The organism is Rhodoferax sp. UBA5149 (assembly GCF_002413825.1).
Classification (GTDB): domain Bacteria; phylum Pseudomonadota; class Gammaproteobacteria; order Burkholderiales; family Burkholderiaceae_C; genus Rhodoferax.
Genome location: NZ_DHXT01000085.1, coordinates 1 through 13,800, shown reverse-complemented (window position 1 = coordinate 13,800; position 13,800 = coordinate 1). Strand labels below are relative to the sequence as shown.

Genomic DNA, 13,800 nt, shown 5'->3' with positions numbered 1-13,800 from the left:
CTGAAGATCATGGCTGATCTCGACATTGCCGAGCGCCGCCTGCCGCAAGACGGCCGCATCTCCTTGCGCATCGGCACGCGGGCCGTGGACGTGCGCGTCAGCACCCTGCCGAGCGCGCATGGCGAGCGGGCCGTGCTGCGCTTGCTTGACAAGTCGGAGGGCAAACTGAGCCTGGAGGGCTTGGGCATGCAGGGCGATGTGCTCAAACGCTTCGAGCACCTGGTGACGCAGCCGCACGGCATCATCTTGGTCACCGGCCCGACTGGCTCGGGCAAGACCACCACGCTGTACGCCGCCCTGAGCCGGCTGGACGCCGGGCGCAGCAACATCATGACGGTGGAAGACCCGATTGAGTACGAGCTGTCGGGCGTCGGGCAGACGCAGGTCAACGCCAAGATCGAGCTGACTTTCGCCAAGGCCTTGCGCGCCATCCTGCGGCAGGACCCGGACGTCATCATGATCGGTGAAATCCGCGATTTCGAGACCGCCCAGATTGCCATTCAGGCCTCGCTCACCGGCCATCTGGTGCTGGCCACGCTGCATACCAACGACGCCACCAGCGCCGTGACGCGTCTCACCGACATGGGCGTGGAGCCGTTCTTGCTGAGCTCCTCGCTGTTGGGCGTGCTGGCACAGCGGCTGCTGCGCAAGCTGTGTCTAACTTGCCACGGTGTTGGCTGCCCGACCTGCGGGCAGACCGGCTATGCGGGGCGCAGCGGCGTGTTTGAACTGCTGGTGACGGACGACGCCATTCGGGCGCAAATCCACAATCGCGCGGCCGAGGCCGACATCCGCGCGGCCGCTCTGGCCGGTGGCATGACGCTGATGCGCGACGATGGTGAACGGCTGGTGCAGCTCGGCCTGACTTCGCGCGAAGAGCTGATCCGCGTGACGCGCGACTGATATGGTGCCCCCACGCTTGTCACTTCGTGTACTGCGCTGCCCCCCGAGGGGGTCGGCCTTGCTTGGGGCGGCCCGGCGCTGCGGCCCGCCTGCGGGATAAGCCAGAGCAACGCCATGCCGGTTTATTCATTTGAAGCGCTGACGGTCGAGGGGCAAACCCGCAAAGGCGTGATCGAGGCCGATTCGGCCAAAGCGGCGCGCGGCATGCTGCGCGGCCAGGCCATGGTGCCGCTCAAAGTGGAGACGGTGGGTGCCGAGGCCGGGCAGGCGCCGGGCCAGGCCGGCGCGGGCGGGCGCGGCTTCAAACGGCGTGTCTTCAACGCCACCGGCCTGAGCGTCTGGACGCGTCAACTGGCCGGGCTGGTGTCCTCTGGCCTGCCATTGGAGCGGGCATTGACCTCGCTCTCGGACGAAGCGGAGCGCGACGCCGAGCGCCACCTGGTGGCCTCGCTGCGCGCCGAGGTGAACGGCGGATCAACCTTCGCCCGCGCGCTGGCGCAGCACCCGCATGAGTTCTCCCACATTTATATGGCCGTCATTGGCGCCGGCGAGCAAACCGGCAACCTCGGGCTGGTGCTGGAACGCCTGGCCGATGACCTCGAAGAGCAGCAGGCGCTCAAGGCCAAACTGATTGGCGCGGCGCTGTATCCGGCCATCGTGAGCCTGGTGGCAATCGTGATTGTCTTGTTTTTGGTGACCTACGTGGTACCGCAGGTGGCCCATGTGTTTGCCGGCAGCAAGCGGGCCTTGCCGCTGTTGACGGTGCTCATGATCGGCATGAGCGACTTGGTGCGCAGCTACGGCTGGCTCATGCTGATGGCCATTGTGTTGCTCACCATTGGCACGCGCATGGCCTTGGCCAACGCCGTATTTCGGGAGAAATACGATGCCGCGTGGCTGAATCTGCCGATTCTGGGCAAGCTGGCACGCAGCTACAACACGGCGCGCTTTGCCAGCACCCTGGCGATGCTTTCCGCGGCCGGCGTGCCGATCCTGAAAGCCCTGCAGGCCGCCGCCGAGACGCTGTCCAACAGCGCGATGCGCAGCGACGCGCTGGATGCACTGATTCTGGTGCGCGAAGGTGCGCCGCTGGCCTCGGCGCTGGCACAGAAAAAGCGCTTTCCCGGCCTGCTCGCCATGTTTGCCCGCCTCGGTGAGCAGACCGGCCAACTGCCGCTGATGCTGCAGCGTGCCGCCAAGCAGCTGAGCACCGAAGTGGCACGCCGCGCCATGCAACTGGCGACCCTGCTGGAGCCACTGCTGATCGTGGCGATGGGCGTGGTCGTGATGCTGATCGTGCTGGCCGTGCTACTGCCCATCATCCAGCTCAACCAGCTGGTCAAGTGACGCGCGTATGAAGCAATTTGATGTGGACGCCGTCATCGTGGACCTGGACGGCACGATGGTCGATACCCTTGGCGATTTCGTGGTGGCGCTCAATCTCATGCTGGCCGACTTGCCGCAACCGCATCGAAGCTATCAGGTGACTCGCGCCACCGTGGCGCGGCTGGTGGGCAAAGGCTCTGAACATTTAATAAAAAGCGTTCTAGCCCACGTTAGCACGGCGCAAACAGCTACCAATTTAAGAGCAAGCGCAGCAAGAGTTGCAGAGTTGAGCGCAGACGCTCTGGAACACCTTTACGACCAGGCCTGGCCCAGCTACCAGCGCCATTACCTGGCCATCAATGGCCAGCACGCTCGCGTGTACCCTGGCGTACAGGCCGGGCTGGCCTATCTCCAGGCCCGTGGTTTGAAACTGGCCTGCCTGACCAACAAGCCGACCGTGTTTGCGCAGGCCCTGCTCAAGGCCAAGGGCCTGGACGGTTTTTTCGAGCTGACGTTTGGCGGCGACGCCTTTGCACGCAAAAAACCCGATCCCCTGCCGCTGCTCAAAACCTGCGAGGCGCTCGGCTGCGCACCGCAGCGCACCCTGATGATCGGCGACTCCAGCAACGACGCTCAAGCCGCGCGCGCTGCCGGCTGCCCGGTGCTGCTGGTTACCTACGGCTACAACCACGGTGAGCCGATTCGCGCCGTGGATGCCGATGGCTTCACCGATTCATTGCAAAGCCTGATTCCGTCATATTCTCGGTCGGCGTCGAATTAGAAGGTTTCCCAGTCATCATCGCCGCCCTTGGCAGATGCGGCCTTGGCCGTGACCGTGGTGGCGGTCGGCTTGGACGCCAGCGGCTTCCCCGGTGCCGCCGAGGTCTTGGCCGGCGCGGCTGCCGACGATCGGGCGGCAGCGCCCTTGGGGATGCCAGCACCGCGCCGCTCGGCGCCCTTGAAGGGCGGCGCCCCTGGTTTCGGGGAGCGCACCGCGGCGGCCGGCAGGGCGGGCCCGCGATAAGCGTCCTGGGCGCCCAGTTTGAAAACCGCCACCGTCTGCACCAGGTCCTGCGCCTGTGATTTGAGGCTGCTGGCCGCCGCCGCCATTTCCTCCACCAGGGCCGCATTCTGCTGCGTGGCCTGATCCATTTGCGTCACCGCCTCACCGACCTGCGAAACACCGGCACTTTGTTCGCTGCTGGCGGCGCTGATCTCGCCCATGAGATCGGTCACCCGTTTGATCGAACTGACCACCTCGGTCATGGTGGTGCCGGCCTGGTCCACCAGCGTGGTTCCGTGCTCCACCCGTTCCACACTGGCGTTGATCAATGATTTGATCTCCTTGGCGGCTTCGGCCGAGCGCCCGGCCAGGCTGCGCACCTCGCTGGCCACCACCGCAAAGCCGCGGCCCTGCTCGCCAGCGCGCGCCGCTTCCACCGCGGCGTTCAGGGCCAGGATGTTGGTCTGGAAGGCAATGCCGTCAATGACGCTGATGATGTCCGATATCTTGCGGGAGGCGTCGTTAATGCCTTTCATGGTTTCCACCACCTGGCCGACGACCTCACCGCCTTTGACGGCCACGGTACTGGCATTCAGCGCCAGTTGGTTGGCCTGGCGCGCGCTGTCGGCATTTTGTTTGACCGTGGCGCTGAGTTGCTCCATGGAGGCGGCGGTTTCTTCCAGCGCGCTGGCCTGGCTCTCGGTGCGCGCCGAGAGGTCGTTGTTGCCTTGCGCAATTTCGGCGCTGGCGATGGCCACGCCTTCTGAGCCGTGACGTACCGTGGTAACGACGGTGGAAAAGCTGGTTTGCATGGTGGCCATCGAATGCAACAGGCGCGCCACTTCGTCCCGGCCCTTGGGTCGAATCGCCACCGTCAGGTCGCCCAGGGACATGGCCTCCACCACTTGCACCGCTTTGCCGATGCCGTGGCCAATGGAGCGGGAAATCACCAGCGCCAGCCAGCCCACAATGATCGCGGCCACCAGGGCCACGAGGCCCAGGCCTGTGGCATTGGCGATGAAATCATCCCTCAGGTCGTCCATATACAGGCCCGAGCCCACCACCCAACCCCAGGGCTCAAAACCCTGGACGTAAGAGATTTTTCCGACCGGCACCTCTTTGCCGGGCTTGGGCCACTGGTATTCCATAAATCCAGCCTTGTCCTTGCGCACCTTTTCCGCAAAGGCCTCGAACACGGCGACTCCACTGGGGTCACGGATGGCGCTGCCACTCTTGCCATCCAGTTCGGGTTTGATTGGATGCATGACGACGTTGGCCTGCATGTCGTTGATCCAGAAATACTCGTTCTTGTTGTAGCGCATCTGCCCAATGGCCTGTTTGGCCAGGGTCTGCGCCTGATCGCGCGGCATCTTGCCGGAGGTCTCAAGCTGATAGGCCCAGGCCAGCACGCCCGAAGCGGCTTCCACCTCATAGCGCACCAGTTTCTCTCGATCCAGGCGGCTTTGATGGTATCCGTCCACGACCATGTACATCGATACCGCGATCAAACCCAGAATGCTGATCGCAGTCAGCAAGCCGAGCTTGAATATGATGGAAAACCGGCTCAGTAGGTGCTTCATTGAACTCCTCATGTGGACGCGCCAGCACCGGACTATGGGTTTCTGGACGGGTTAAATGCGAAGAACGAGGGTCTCACCCTAGTTTACTAGGCTTTTGATTCTAGTCATGTTTTTCACCGCAACCCGCATGGATTCTGGCGGTTGCCAAGCCCGCCAGTCACTTATTTGACACCCAGCAGTGCGTCCTTAAGCTTCCAGTCCGCCGGTGCCGAACCCAGCCAGATCGACATCAGGGCGGTGAAGAACTCGGGCTCCTTGAAGGGCTCACCCTGCACCTTGCCCTTGACGGTGATGACGCTACCGGCGCCGGGAATCCATTCGATCATGAAGTTGTCCCCCGTCACCATTTTTTTCTGATCGGAGAAGATCTGGCTCATGCGCATCAGGCCGGGAATCAATTTGGACATTTCGTTCTTGCCCATGTTGTCTTCCATACCGCGGGTCATCAGCTTGCCCAACTCAGCGGCGTCAATGTCGCGCAGCATGGTGATGCTCAAGCGCTTGGGGCCCGGCTGGTTGACAACCTCTTCAGCGGTGCCAGCCTTTTTCCCCAAATACAGCCCGGCGACATAGACTTTGAAAATCCCCCCTTTGTGACGTGTGCCCGCACCATTGAGTTGCAATTTGGCGCCGTTGACCGTGGCGCCGTCTTCCACCTTGACACCATTGATGTCGAGGGTGGCAGCCAGCGTGTTGAGCGCGAGCAGACCCGCGATGGCCGCCAGTGCCAGATTTTTGATGAACTTCATAGACTCTCCAGATAATAGAACGACCGTGCTATTTTGATATCACACTCATTTTGCAGTTGCCTGGGCTGGCGCGCAACAGGGTTTTCGATGAACGGGGGTCTGGGATGGCCCGGTGGGTACGGGTTTGCTACACTGGCAGCATGTTCATTCACCGCATCAGCATCACAGGTTGCAGCGACCGGGGAGCCTGGCCCTGGCGTACGCTGCAAGGCACGTCGGCTCGCGCCTGACTTTTCTCCTTCCTTTGTCTGAATGAATCGCAGCACAGCGTGCTGCCCGCCTGGACCAGGCACGTGCTGATGGCGTCATGCGCAGGCCGCGTGTTTGAACCGCGTCAGTGGGGTCCGGCACTGAATTGAAAGAACCCATCCCGTGATCTCTGAACTCGAATTCAAAAGCCTGAGCGCCCAAGGCTATAACCGCATCCCTCTGATGGCAGAAGCCTTTGCCGATCTGGAAACCCCCTTGTCGCTGTACCTGAAGCTGGCGCACGGCAAAGACGCGCGGCCCGGCGGTGCCTACAGTTTTCTACTGGAATCGGTGGTCGGTGGCGAGCGTTTTGGGCGCTACAGCTTCATCGGCCTGCCGGCCCGCACGCTGGTGCGCTCCATGGGCTTTGGCGCTGAGGTGCGCACCGAGGTGGTGACCGACGGCGCGGTGGTGGAAACCTCGAGCGCCAATCCGCTGGATTTCATCTCGGACTATCAAAAACGTTTCAAAGTCGCGCTGCGTCCGGGCCTGCCGCGTTTTTGCGGTGGCCTGGCCGGCTACTTTGGTTACGACACGGTGCGCTACATCGAGAAGAAGCTCGAAGCCTCGTGCCCGCCCGACACCCTGGGCTGCCCCGACATCCTGCTGCTGCAGTGCGAAGAACTGGCGGTGATCGACAACCTGTCGGGCAAGCTGCACCTGATTGTGTACGCCGACCCGTCCCGCCCCGAGGCCTATGCGAATGCCAAGAAGCGCCTGCGCGAGTTGAAGGACCAGCTCAAATACTCGGTCAGCGCACCGGTGGTCAAGCCGACGCAAGGCTTTCCCGCCGAGCGGGAATTTGCCAAGGCCGATTACATCGCCGCCGTCGAGCGCGCCAAAGAGCTGATAGCTGGCGGCGACTTCATGCAGGTGCAGGTCGGCCAGCGCATCAAGAAGCGCTACACCGAGTCGCCGTTGAGTTTGTACCGGGCCTTGCGCGCGCTCAATCCCAGCCCCTACATGTACTACTACCATTTCGGCGACTTTCATGTGGTGGGGGCGTCACCCGAAATTCTGGTGCGCCAGGAGCAGGTGACGACCGACGGACGGGCCGAGCAGAAAATCACCATCCGTCCGCTGGCCGGCACCCGTCCGCGTGGCGCCAGCCCGGAGCTGGACAAGGCGGCCGAAGTGGAATTGATCAACGACCCCAAGGAACGCGCCGAGCACGTCATGCTGATCGACCTGGCCCGCAACGACATTGGCCGCATTGCCAAAATTGGCAGCGTGAAAGTGACCGAGGCCTTTAGCGTGGAGCGCTACAGCCACGTGATGCACATCGTGAGCAATGTGGAGGGCACGCTCCTTGATGGCATGACCAGCATGGACGTGCTCAGAGCCACCTTCCCTGCGGGGACGCTGACCGGCGCGCCCAAGGTGCATGCCATGGAGCTGATTGACCAGCTGGAGCCGAGCAAACGCGGCCTCTATGGCGGCGCCTGCGGTTACCTCAGTTATGCCGGCGACATGGACGTGGCGATTGCGATCCGCACCGGCATCATCAAGGACCAGACGCTGTACGTGCAGGCGGCAGCCGGTGTCGTGGCCGATTCGGTGCCGGAGCTGGAGTGGCAAGAAACCGAGGCCAAGGCGCGGGCCTTGTTGCGGGCCTCTGAATTGGTTGAAGAAGGCCTGGAGTGAACCGTCTCCTGACTTATTGGAGACCCTGGCTGCTGCTGGCAGCTTGTTTGGGGGCGCTGGGCTCTTTTCTTGTCTTCAACCTCCACCGCGAGCATGAACGCATCGAGGCGGTGGAACGCGAGCGCCTGACCACGCAGTCAAAGGTGATCGAAGACAACCTCTCGCGACAGCTGGTGGCCATCAACCTCGCGCTGGAATCGGTCATTGCCGAGCTGCCCTACTGGGCGGCCCAGCCCGATGGCAAAGCACGCGCTATGCGCCGGCTCAAGAGCATGGAGGTATCGATGCCTTCGGTGCGCACCTTTGTGGTACTGGATGCCAAGGGGATCGTCACCCTGTCGAACCGTGACGAGCTGATAGGGATCAATGCTGATCAGCGCGACTATTTTCAGGCGCCTTTGCGCTCACCGAGCCCAAAAACCTTCTTCATCAGTTCGCCGTTCAAAACAGTCCTGGGAAACTTTGTCATCAACGTGAGCCGCACCATCGTGGGCCCCCATGGCGAATTCGCGGGCGTAGTGTCCGCCGCAGTTGATCCGGTGGACATCCAGATATTGCTGAATTCAGTGCGCTATGCCGATGACATGCGGTCGATGGTGGTGCATGGCGACGGCCAACTATTCATGAGCCAACCCGCATTGCCCGATGTGATGGGCAGGAATTTATCGGTGCCAGGTTCCTTTCTCAGGCAGCATCTGGAAAGCAAACGCCCGGTCAGCGATTTCGAAGGCATCGCCACATCCACCGGAGACAAGCGGCTACCGGTGCTGCGAACCATCCAGCCGGCTGACCTGGCCATGGACAAACCGCTGGTCGTGTCCCTCAGCCGGGGGTGGGATGCCTTATTTGCGCCCTGGCAGCGCGATGTCAGGAGCCAGCTTCTGGTGTACGCGCTATTCGTGTTGCTGTGCCTGGCGGGCCTCTTCATCTATCAACGTCAACGGCTACAGCAGCGCGTGATCAATCAGCGGCTCAAGCTGGCAACGGAGGCCACGGGTGTCGGCATATGGGAGCTCGATTTGAAAAGCCGACGCTACCACTGGGATCCGGCGATGTTTGATTTGTTCGGGCTGGACCCGAAAACGGTCAATGCGCTCAACAATGACTGGCAGCAGCTCCTCTTGCCAGAGGAGCTGCTGCGCATGAAGGACGCGACCCGCTCCACGATCCAACAAGGCCAGCCGTTTGACCTGACGTTCCAGATTCGGCGCCACGATGGCCAGCTGCGTTTTATGCGCAATCGGGCGGTGCTCTATGACGACGGCTCCAACGCACCCAGTCGCCTGATCGGAACGACCGAGGACGTCACCGAGCGCAAGATGCGGGAGGTCGATTTGCGCGTTGCCGCCACCGCCTTCGAGGCCAATGAAAGCATGTTCGTCACCGACACCCAGGCGGTAATCCTTCGCGTTAACCAGGCCTTTGTCGACGTATCGGGCTACAGCGCAGAAGACGTGGTGGGCCAGACCCCGCGATTTTTGCAGTCGGGGCGGCACGACCCTGCGTTTTATGCGGCCCTGCAGGCGCGCTTGAGACAGGACGGTGCCTGGCGCGGTGAAATATGGAATCGGCGCAAAAGCGGACAAGTGTTTCCTGACTGGCTCAGCATCAGCGCCGTATGCGACGACGCCGGTGCTGTGACGCACTACGTTGCCACCCACACCGACATCACCCAGCGCAAGGCGGCCGAAGAAGAGATCAGGCAGCTGGCCTTTTACGACCCACTCACCAGCCTGCCCAACCGGCGCCTGCTGCAGGATCGGCTGCATCAGGCGGTGATTCAAGCCAAACGGGACGGTCGCCGCGTGGCGCTGATATTCCTCGATCTGGACAAGTTCAAACCGGTCAATGACGAATTCGGTCATCTGGCGGGCGATGAACTCCTGAAGGCCGTCGCGCAACGTTTGCAGGCGTGTGTGCGTGAATCGGACACGGTGGCACGCGTTGGCGGCGATGAATTTGTGGTGTTATTGGCCCACATCGAGACGGCGCAGGACGCGATGGCGGTCGCCGAAAAAACGCATGCGGTGTTAAATCAGCCTTTCACTTTGTCGCCAGGGCGGCAGGTGAGCATCTCGTCCAGCGCGGGTGTTGCCGTTTACCCTGAACATGGCCTGAATGAAACCATGCTGACGACGCATGCCGATGCGGCGATGTACCAGGCCAAATCGGATGGCCGCGATAGATTTGTACTGTTTCACCCCGCTGACTGAGCATTCAACCGGATAGACCCTATGAAACTTCTGATGATCGACAACTACGACTCGTTCACCTACAACATCGTCCAGTACCTGGGCGAGCTGGGGGCGGAGGTTGAAGTCTTTCGCAACGACGAAATCACGCTGGCTGACATCGACGCGCGGCTCCGGGCCGGGCAGCTGGACCGGCTGGTGATCTCGCCAGGCCCCTGTTCACCCACCGAGGCCGGCATTTCGGTCGCCGCCATCCAGCACTTCGCGGGCAAACTGCCGATTTTGGGCGTATGCCTGGGGCATCAAGCCATTGGCGCAGCCTTTGGCGGCAAGATCATCCGGGCGCAGCAGCTGATGCATGGCAAGACCAGCGTCATCAGCACCACGCAGGAGGGCGTGTTCGCCGGGCTGCCCGCGCAGTTCACGGTCAACCGCTACCACTCGCTGTCGATTGATCGCCCCAGCTGCCCCGCGTGTCTCAAGATCACAGCCTGGACCGACGACGGTGAAATCATGGGCGTGAAGCACACCACGCTGGACATCGAGGGCGTGCAGTTTCATCCCGAGAGCATCCTGACCGAGCACGGGCACGCCATGCTGAAGAATTTTTTGAAACCTCGCGGGACCGACCGCGGCGACGCCCAGCGCAGCAGCGCCGCCCCCGACTGAGCCGGCCGCGGGCGAGGCTTTGTTTGCTATGAATAATATAGCTTGTTACGCAATATGCACGAGAGCTACAGGCCAGAATGATCTACAGAAAGTGTTCACGAAAGGTTTTAAATACCCTCTGCTGAACCCGAAGGTCGTCTTGTTTTTTTGGGTCTTTTTGCAACGCGCCATGCACTGGCTGGAACGCGTCGCCGGTGCCCGGTTCATCGGATTTGGACTGAAGCCGGCCCTGATGGACAATCCCTCTCACTAAAACCTTGCCAGGAATGAGCATGACCCACACCAACCAGATCACCCCGCAAGAAGCCTTGCTGCGCACCATCGAGCACCGGGAGATTTTTCACGACGAGATGCTGCACATCGTGCGTCAGATCATGAACGGCGAGTGGTCGCCGGTCATGATGGCGGCCTTGATCACCGGCTTGCGCGTCAAGAAGGAAACCATTGGTGAAATCACCGCCGCCGCGCAGGTGATGCGCGAGTTTTCCACCAAGGTGCATGTGGCCGACAAAACCCATCTGGTCGACATCGTGGGCACCGGTGGCGACGGCTCGCACACTTTCAATATCTCGACCTGCGCCATGTTTGTGGCCGCGGCAGCCGGGGCCAAGGTCAGCAAGCACGGTGGCCGCAGCGTCAGCAGCAAGAGTGGCAGCGCCGACGTGATGGAGTCGCTGGGCATCAACATCAACCTCTCGCCCGAGGCGATTGCGAAGTGCATCGAACAGGTCGGCGTCGGCTTCATGTTCGCGCCGAATCACCATCCGGCCATGAAAAACGTGGCGCCGGTGCGCAAAGAGCTGGGCATCAAGACCATCTTCAACCTGCTCGGGCCGCTGACCAACCCGGCCAGCGCGCCGAATATTCTGATGGGCGTGTTTCACCCGGACTTGGTGGGCATCCAGGTGCGGGCGCTGCAGCGCCTGGGCGCCGAGCACGCCGTCGTGGTGTACGGCAAGGACGGCATGGATGAGGTCAGTCTGGGCGCGGCCACGCTGGTGGGCGAGCTCCACAACGGTGAAATCACCGAGTATGAAATTCACCCGGAAGATTTCGGCATGGTGATGGCCAGCAACCGCGCGCTCAAGGTGGAGACGCCCGAGCAGTCCAAAGCCATGCTGCTGGGGGTGCTGGACAATGTGGCCGGTTCGGCACGAGACATCGTGATTCTCAACGCCGGTGTGGGATTGTATGCTGCTAATGTGGTTGATTCGATGGCAACCGGCGTGAAACGTGCGCGAGCAGCTATCGAATCAGGAGCAGCCAGGGCCAAGCTGACGCAACTGGTCGACTTGTCGCAACAATTGAAAGGCGTGTCCGCATGAACACGCTTATGACGGTAATTATTTTGCTGAATAGGGATACAAAGTGACTAACATACTGGACAAAATCGTCGCCGTCAAACGCGAGGAAATCGCCGTGGCGCTGAACAAAAAATCCCTGGCTTTCATGCGGACCGACGCCGAGTCCCGCGTTTTGACGCGGGATTTCGTCGGTGCCCTACGCGCCAAAATCGCGGCCGGGCAGCCCGCCGTGATTGCCGAAATCAAGAAGGCCAGTCCGTCCAAAGGCGTGTTGCGCGAGGACTTCATTCCGGCCGATATTGCACAAAGCTACTCCGAACATGGCGCAGCTTGTTTGTCAGTGCTCACCGACGTGCAGTTTTTTCAGGGCGGCGTGGACTACCTCAAGCAGGCCCGTGCCTCCTGCCAGTTGCCGGTGCTGCGCAAGGACTTCATCGTGGACGCCTACCAGGTGTACGAGTCGCGCGCCATGGGCGCCGACGCCATATTGTTGATTGCGGCCATCCTGGACGACGCGCAGATGAAAGATTTTGAGGCGATGGCCCGCAGCCTGGACATGGCGGTACTGGTGGAAGTGCATGACGCGCCTGAGTTGGCACGCGCACTGAAGCTCAAAACACCCCTGATCGGCATCAACAACCGCAACCTCAAGACCTTTGAGGTATCGATCGATACCACCCTGTCCTTGATGCGCAATGTGCCTTCCGAGCGCCTGCTGGTGACGGAAAGCGGCATCCAGACCCGCGAAGATGTGCTGCGACTGGGGGCCGCCGGTATCAACGCGTTTTTGGTGGGTGAAGCGTTCATGCGGGCGCCGGACCCGGGTGCGGCGCTGGCGGACCTGTTTGCAGCAGGCTGACATATTTGCCGGCGCGCCATCGCGCCTGACCGACTGGGCGCCAGAGACCTGGCCGGTGGCGGATGACTGGCGCCCCGTCGTCGCTCATTATCTGGCCAGCGAAACGGCCCGGCAATTGGGCGAGTTCATGCGTGATCGCCTCGCGGCTGGCGCCATCATTTATCCGCCGCAGCCATTGCACGCGCTGGCGTTGACGCCGCTGGCGCAGGTCAAGGTCGTCATTCTGGGGCAGGACCCGTATCACGGTCCTGGACAGGCGCAAGGATTGGCATTTTCCGTGGCGTCGGGCGTCCCACTGCCGCCGTCCTTGCGCAACATCTTCAAGGAAATTGCCCGGGATCCCGCGCTCGTGCCAGGTGCCTTGCCCGTACCCGGCGATGGCTCACTGGTGCGCTGGGCGCAGCAAGGTGTCCTGCTGCTCAATACCTGCCTCACGGTCGAAGCCGGTCAGCCCGCCAGCCATGCCCGGCGCGGTTGGGAGATGCTGACGGATGCCATCGTCAAGGCCGTGTCAGGCAAAGATAGTGCGGTGGTGTTCCTGTTGTGGGGTGCCCATGCGCAGAGCAAACAGGGTTTGATCGCGGCGACTGGCGCAGCTCCCGGCAGCGCCAAGCCCGGTCATTTGGTGCTGACGGCCAACCACCCGTCCCCGCTGTCCGCCATGCGGCCACCCAATCCTTTTCTGGGATGCGGTCATTTTGGTCTGGCAAATGCGTTTCTGCAGCAACATGGATGCCCGGCGATTGCCTGGTAGGCTCAATTTCCTTGTTAGATTTCGACTGGCACCTTGTTTTCATGGCATAATCCACGGTTCACCTAGGAGAGGTGGCCGAGTGGTTAATGGCAGCAGACTGTAAATCTGCCCTCTTACGAGTACGATGGTTCGAATCCATCCCTCTCCACCAGTGATCGATTGACTGTTAGATAGCCGTTGGGGCGTGTGCGTGAATGTGTGCGGAGACGCGCAGCGGTTGCTTGCAAGGCAGGCCTGTGCGGGGTTCGTATAGTGGTAATACCTTAGCCTTCCAAGCTAAAGCGAGGAGTTCGATTCTCCTACCCCGCTCCACAGTTGATTTGTTTGGCTGGTTGTGAAAGTTTTTTGATTGACCTGTTTTGACGGGTTCAATTTGCCCATTTGGCTCAGTGGCAGAGCACTCCCTTGGTAAGGGAGAGGTCCCGGGTCCGATTCCCGGAATGGGCACCAGTTTTTGGTGCATCAATTGGGCGTGCTGACTGGATGTTGGTACTGGTTGATGCAAGATAATTTTTTGATTTGACAGTCCTTTACTTTTCGGAGCCTGAAAATGGGAAAAGAAAAATTC

12 protein-coding genes and 3 tRNA genes are annotated in these 13,800 nt (G+C 61.3%); 12 read left to right on the top strand and 3 right to left on the bottom strand.

The genetic code is table 11. From position 1 onward, the window contains the following. From B3V69_RS07120 to gph, 3 genes are all read left to right on the top strand, one after another. Positions 1-903: GspE/PulE family protein (locus B3V69_RS07120; protein WP_296445115.1), on the top strand; the 903-nt coding region annotated here is incomplete at its 5' end. A gap of 114 nt (positions 904-1,017) precedes the next feature. Next, positions 1,018-2,250, top strand: coding sequence for a type II secretion system inner membrane protein GspF (gene gspF / locus B3V69_RS07115; RefSeq protein WP_296445114.1), 1,233 nt, complete (start codon positions 1,018-1,020; stop codon positions 2,248-2,250). Positions 2,251-2,257: 7 nt separating this feature from the next. Further along, a complete protein-coding gene (gph, locus tag B3V69_RS07110) occupies positions 2,258-3,010 on the top strand; it encodes a phosphoglycolate phosphatase (protein ID WP_296445112.1) in 753 nt (250 codons plus the stop codon). Here the strand turns inward: gph and B3V69_RS07105 are convergent. Together B3V69_RS07105 and B3V69_RS07100 are read right to left on the bottom strand one after the other, a co-directional pair. Next, on the bottom strand, positions 3,007-4,812 hold the full coding sequence (locus B3V69_RS07105; RefSeq protein WP_296445110.1) for a methyl-accepting chemotaxis protein: 1,806 nt from the start codon (positions 4,810-4,812) through the stop codon (positions 3,007-3,009). The two genes, gph and B3V69_RS07105, sit on opposite strands and share 4 nt — an antisense overlap. Positions 4,813-4,973: 161 nt before the next feature. Further along, positions 4,974-5,561 carry a chalcone isomerase family protein gene (locus B3V69_RS07100; RefSeq protein ID WP_296445108.1) on the bottom strand — a complete coding sequence of 196 codons (588 nt, stop codon included), beginning with the start codon at positions 5,559-5,561 and terminating at the stop codon, positions 4,974-4,976. Between the two features lie 372 nt (positions 5,562-5,933). Between B3V69_RS07100 and trpE the strand changes: the two genes are divergently transcribed. The 3 genes from trpE to B3V69_RS07085 are packed head-to-tail and all read left to right on the top strand — an operon-like array spanning position 5,934 to position 10,315. Next, complete coding sequence (gene trpE, locus B3V69_RS07095; protein WP_296445106.1) at positions 5,934-7,454, top strand: anthranilate synthase component I; 1,521 nt, start codon at positions 5,934-5,936, stop codon at positions 7,452-7,454. After that, the gene (locus tag B3V69_RS07090) at positions 7,451-9,667 is read left to right on the top strand and encodes a diguanylate cyclase domain-containing protein (RefSeq protein WP_296445103.1); all 2,217 of its coding nucleotides are present in this window, start codon (positions 7,451-7,453) and stop codon (positions 9,665-9,667) included. The genes trpE and B3V69_RS07090 overlap by 4 nt, the downstream gene beginning before the upstream one ends. A 21-nt stretch (positions 9,668-9,688) precedes the next feature. Next, positions 9,689-10,315, top strand: coding sequence for an anthranilate synthase component II (locus B3V69_RS07085; protein WP_296445102.1), 627 nt, complete (start codon positions 9,689-9,691; stop codon positions 10,313-10,315). An 82-nt stretch (positions 10,316-10,397) separates the two neighbouring features. Here B3V69_RS07085 and B3V69_RS07080 read toward each other — a convergent pair whose 3' ends face one another. Further along, positions 10,398-10,589 carry a hypothetical protein gene (locus tag B3V69_RS07080; RefSeq protein ID WP_296445100.1) on the bottom strand — a complete coding sequence of 64 codons (192 nt, stop codon included), beginning with the start codon at positions 10,587-10,589 and terminating at the stop codon, positions 10,398-10,400. Here B3V69_RS07080 and trpD point away from each other — a divergent pair. The 6 genes from trpD to B3V69_RS07050 all read left to right on the top strand — a co-directional run bounded on the left by trpD (position 10,588) and on the right by B3V69_RS07050 (position 13,682). Next, entirely contained in the window at positions 10,588-11,640 is a 1,053-nt protein-coding gene (gene trpD, locus B3V69_RS07075; protein ID WP_296445098.1) for an anthranilate phosphoribosyltransferase, read from the top strand. The two genes, B3V69_RS07080 and trpD, sit on opposite strands and share 2 nt — an antisense overlap. Positions 11,641-11,683: 43 nt before the next feature. Beyond that, the gene (trpC, locus tag B3V69_RS07070; protein ID WP_296445097.1) at positions 11,684-12,478 is read left to right on the top strand and encodes an indole-3-glycerol phosphate synthase TrpC; all 795 of its coding nucleotides are present in this window, start codon (positions 11,684-11,686) and stop codon (positions 12,476-12,478) included. Next, positions 12,465-13,232, top strand: a complete 768-nt coding sequence (locus B3V69_RS07065) for a uracil-DNA glycosylase (RefSeq protein ID WP_414707485.1) — start codon at positions 12,465-12,467, stop codon at positions 13,230-13,232. The genes trpC and B3V69_RS07065 overlap by 14 nt, the downstream gene beginning before the upstream one ends. A 65-nt stretch (positions 13,233-13,297) precedes the next feature. After that, a tRNA-Tyr gene (locus B3V69_RS07060) sits at positions 13,298-13,383 on the top strand. 87 nt (positions 13,384-13,470) lie between these two features. Further along, positions 13,471-13,544, top strand: a tRNA-Gly gene (locus B3V69_RS07055). Between the two features lie 63 nt (positions 13,545-13,607). Then, positions 13,608-13,682 (top strand) — tRNA-Thr (locus B3V69_RS07050). Positions 13,683-13,800: the final 118 nt, after the last annotated feature.

Bases quoted from the DNA above. Each gene is read 5' to 3' on its own strand.
- B3V69_RS07085 (WP_296445102.1), top strand. From the start codon at position 9,689: ATGAAACTTCTGATGATCGACAACTACGACTCGTTCACCTACAACATC.
- trpD (WP_296445098.1), top strand. From the start codon at position 10,588: ATGACCCACACCAACCAGATCACCCCGCAAGAAGCCTTGCTGCGCACC.
- B3V69_RS07105 (WP_296445110.1), bottom strand. From the start codon at position 4,812: ATGAAGCACCTACTGAGCCGGTTTTCCATCATATTCAAGCTCGGCTTG.
- gph (WP_296445112.1), top strand. From the start codon at position 2,258: ATGAAGCAATTTGATGTGGACGCCGTCATCGTGGACCTGGACGGCACG.
- B3V69_RS07080 (WP_296445100.1), bottom strand. From the start codon at position 10,589: ATGCTCATTCCTGGCAAGGTTTTAGTGAGAGGGATTGTCCATCAGGGC.
- gspF (WP_296445114.1), top strand. From the start codon at position 1,018: ATGCCGGTTTATTCATTTGAAGCGCTGACGGTCGAGGGGCAAACCCGC.
- B3V69_RS07100 (WP_296445108.1), bottom strand. From the start codon at position 5,561: ATGAAGTTCATCAAAAATCTGGCACTGGCGGCCATCGCGGGTCTGCTC.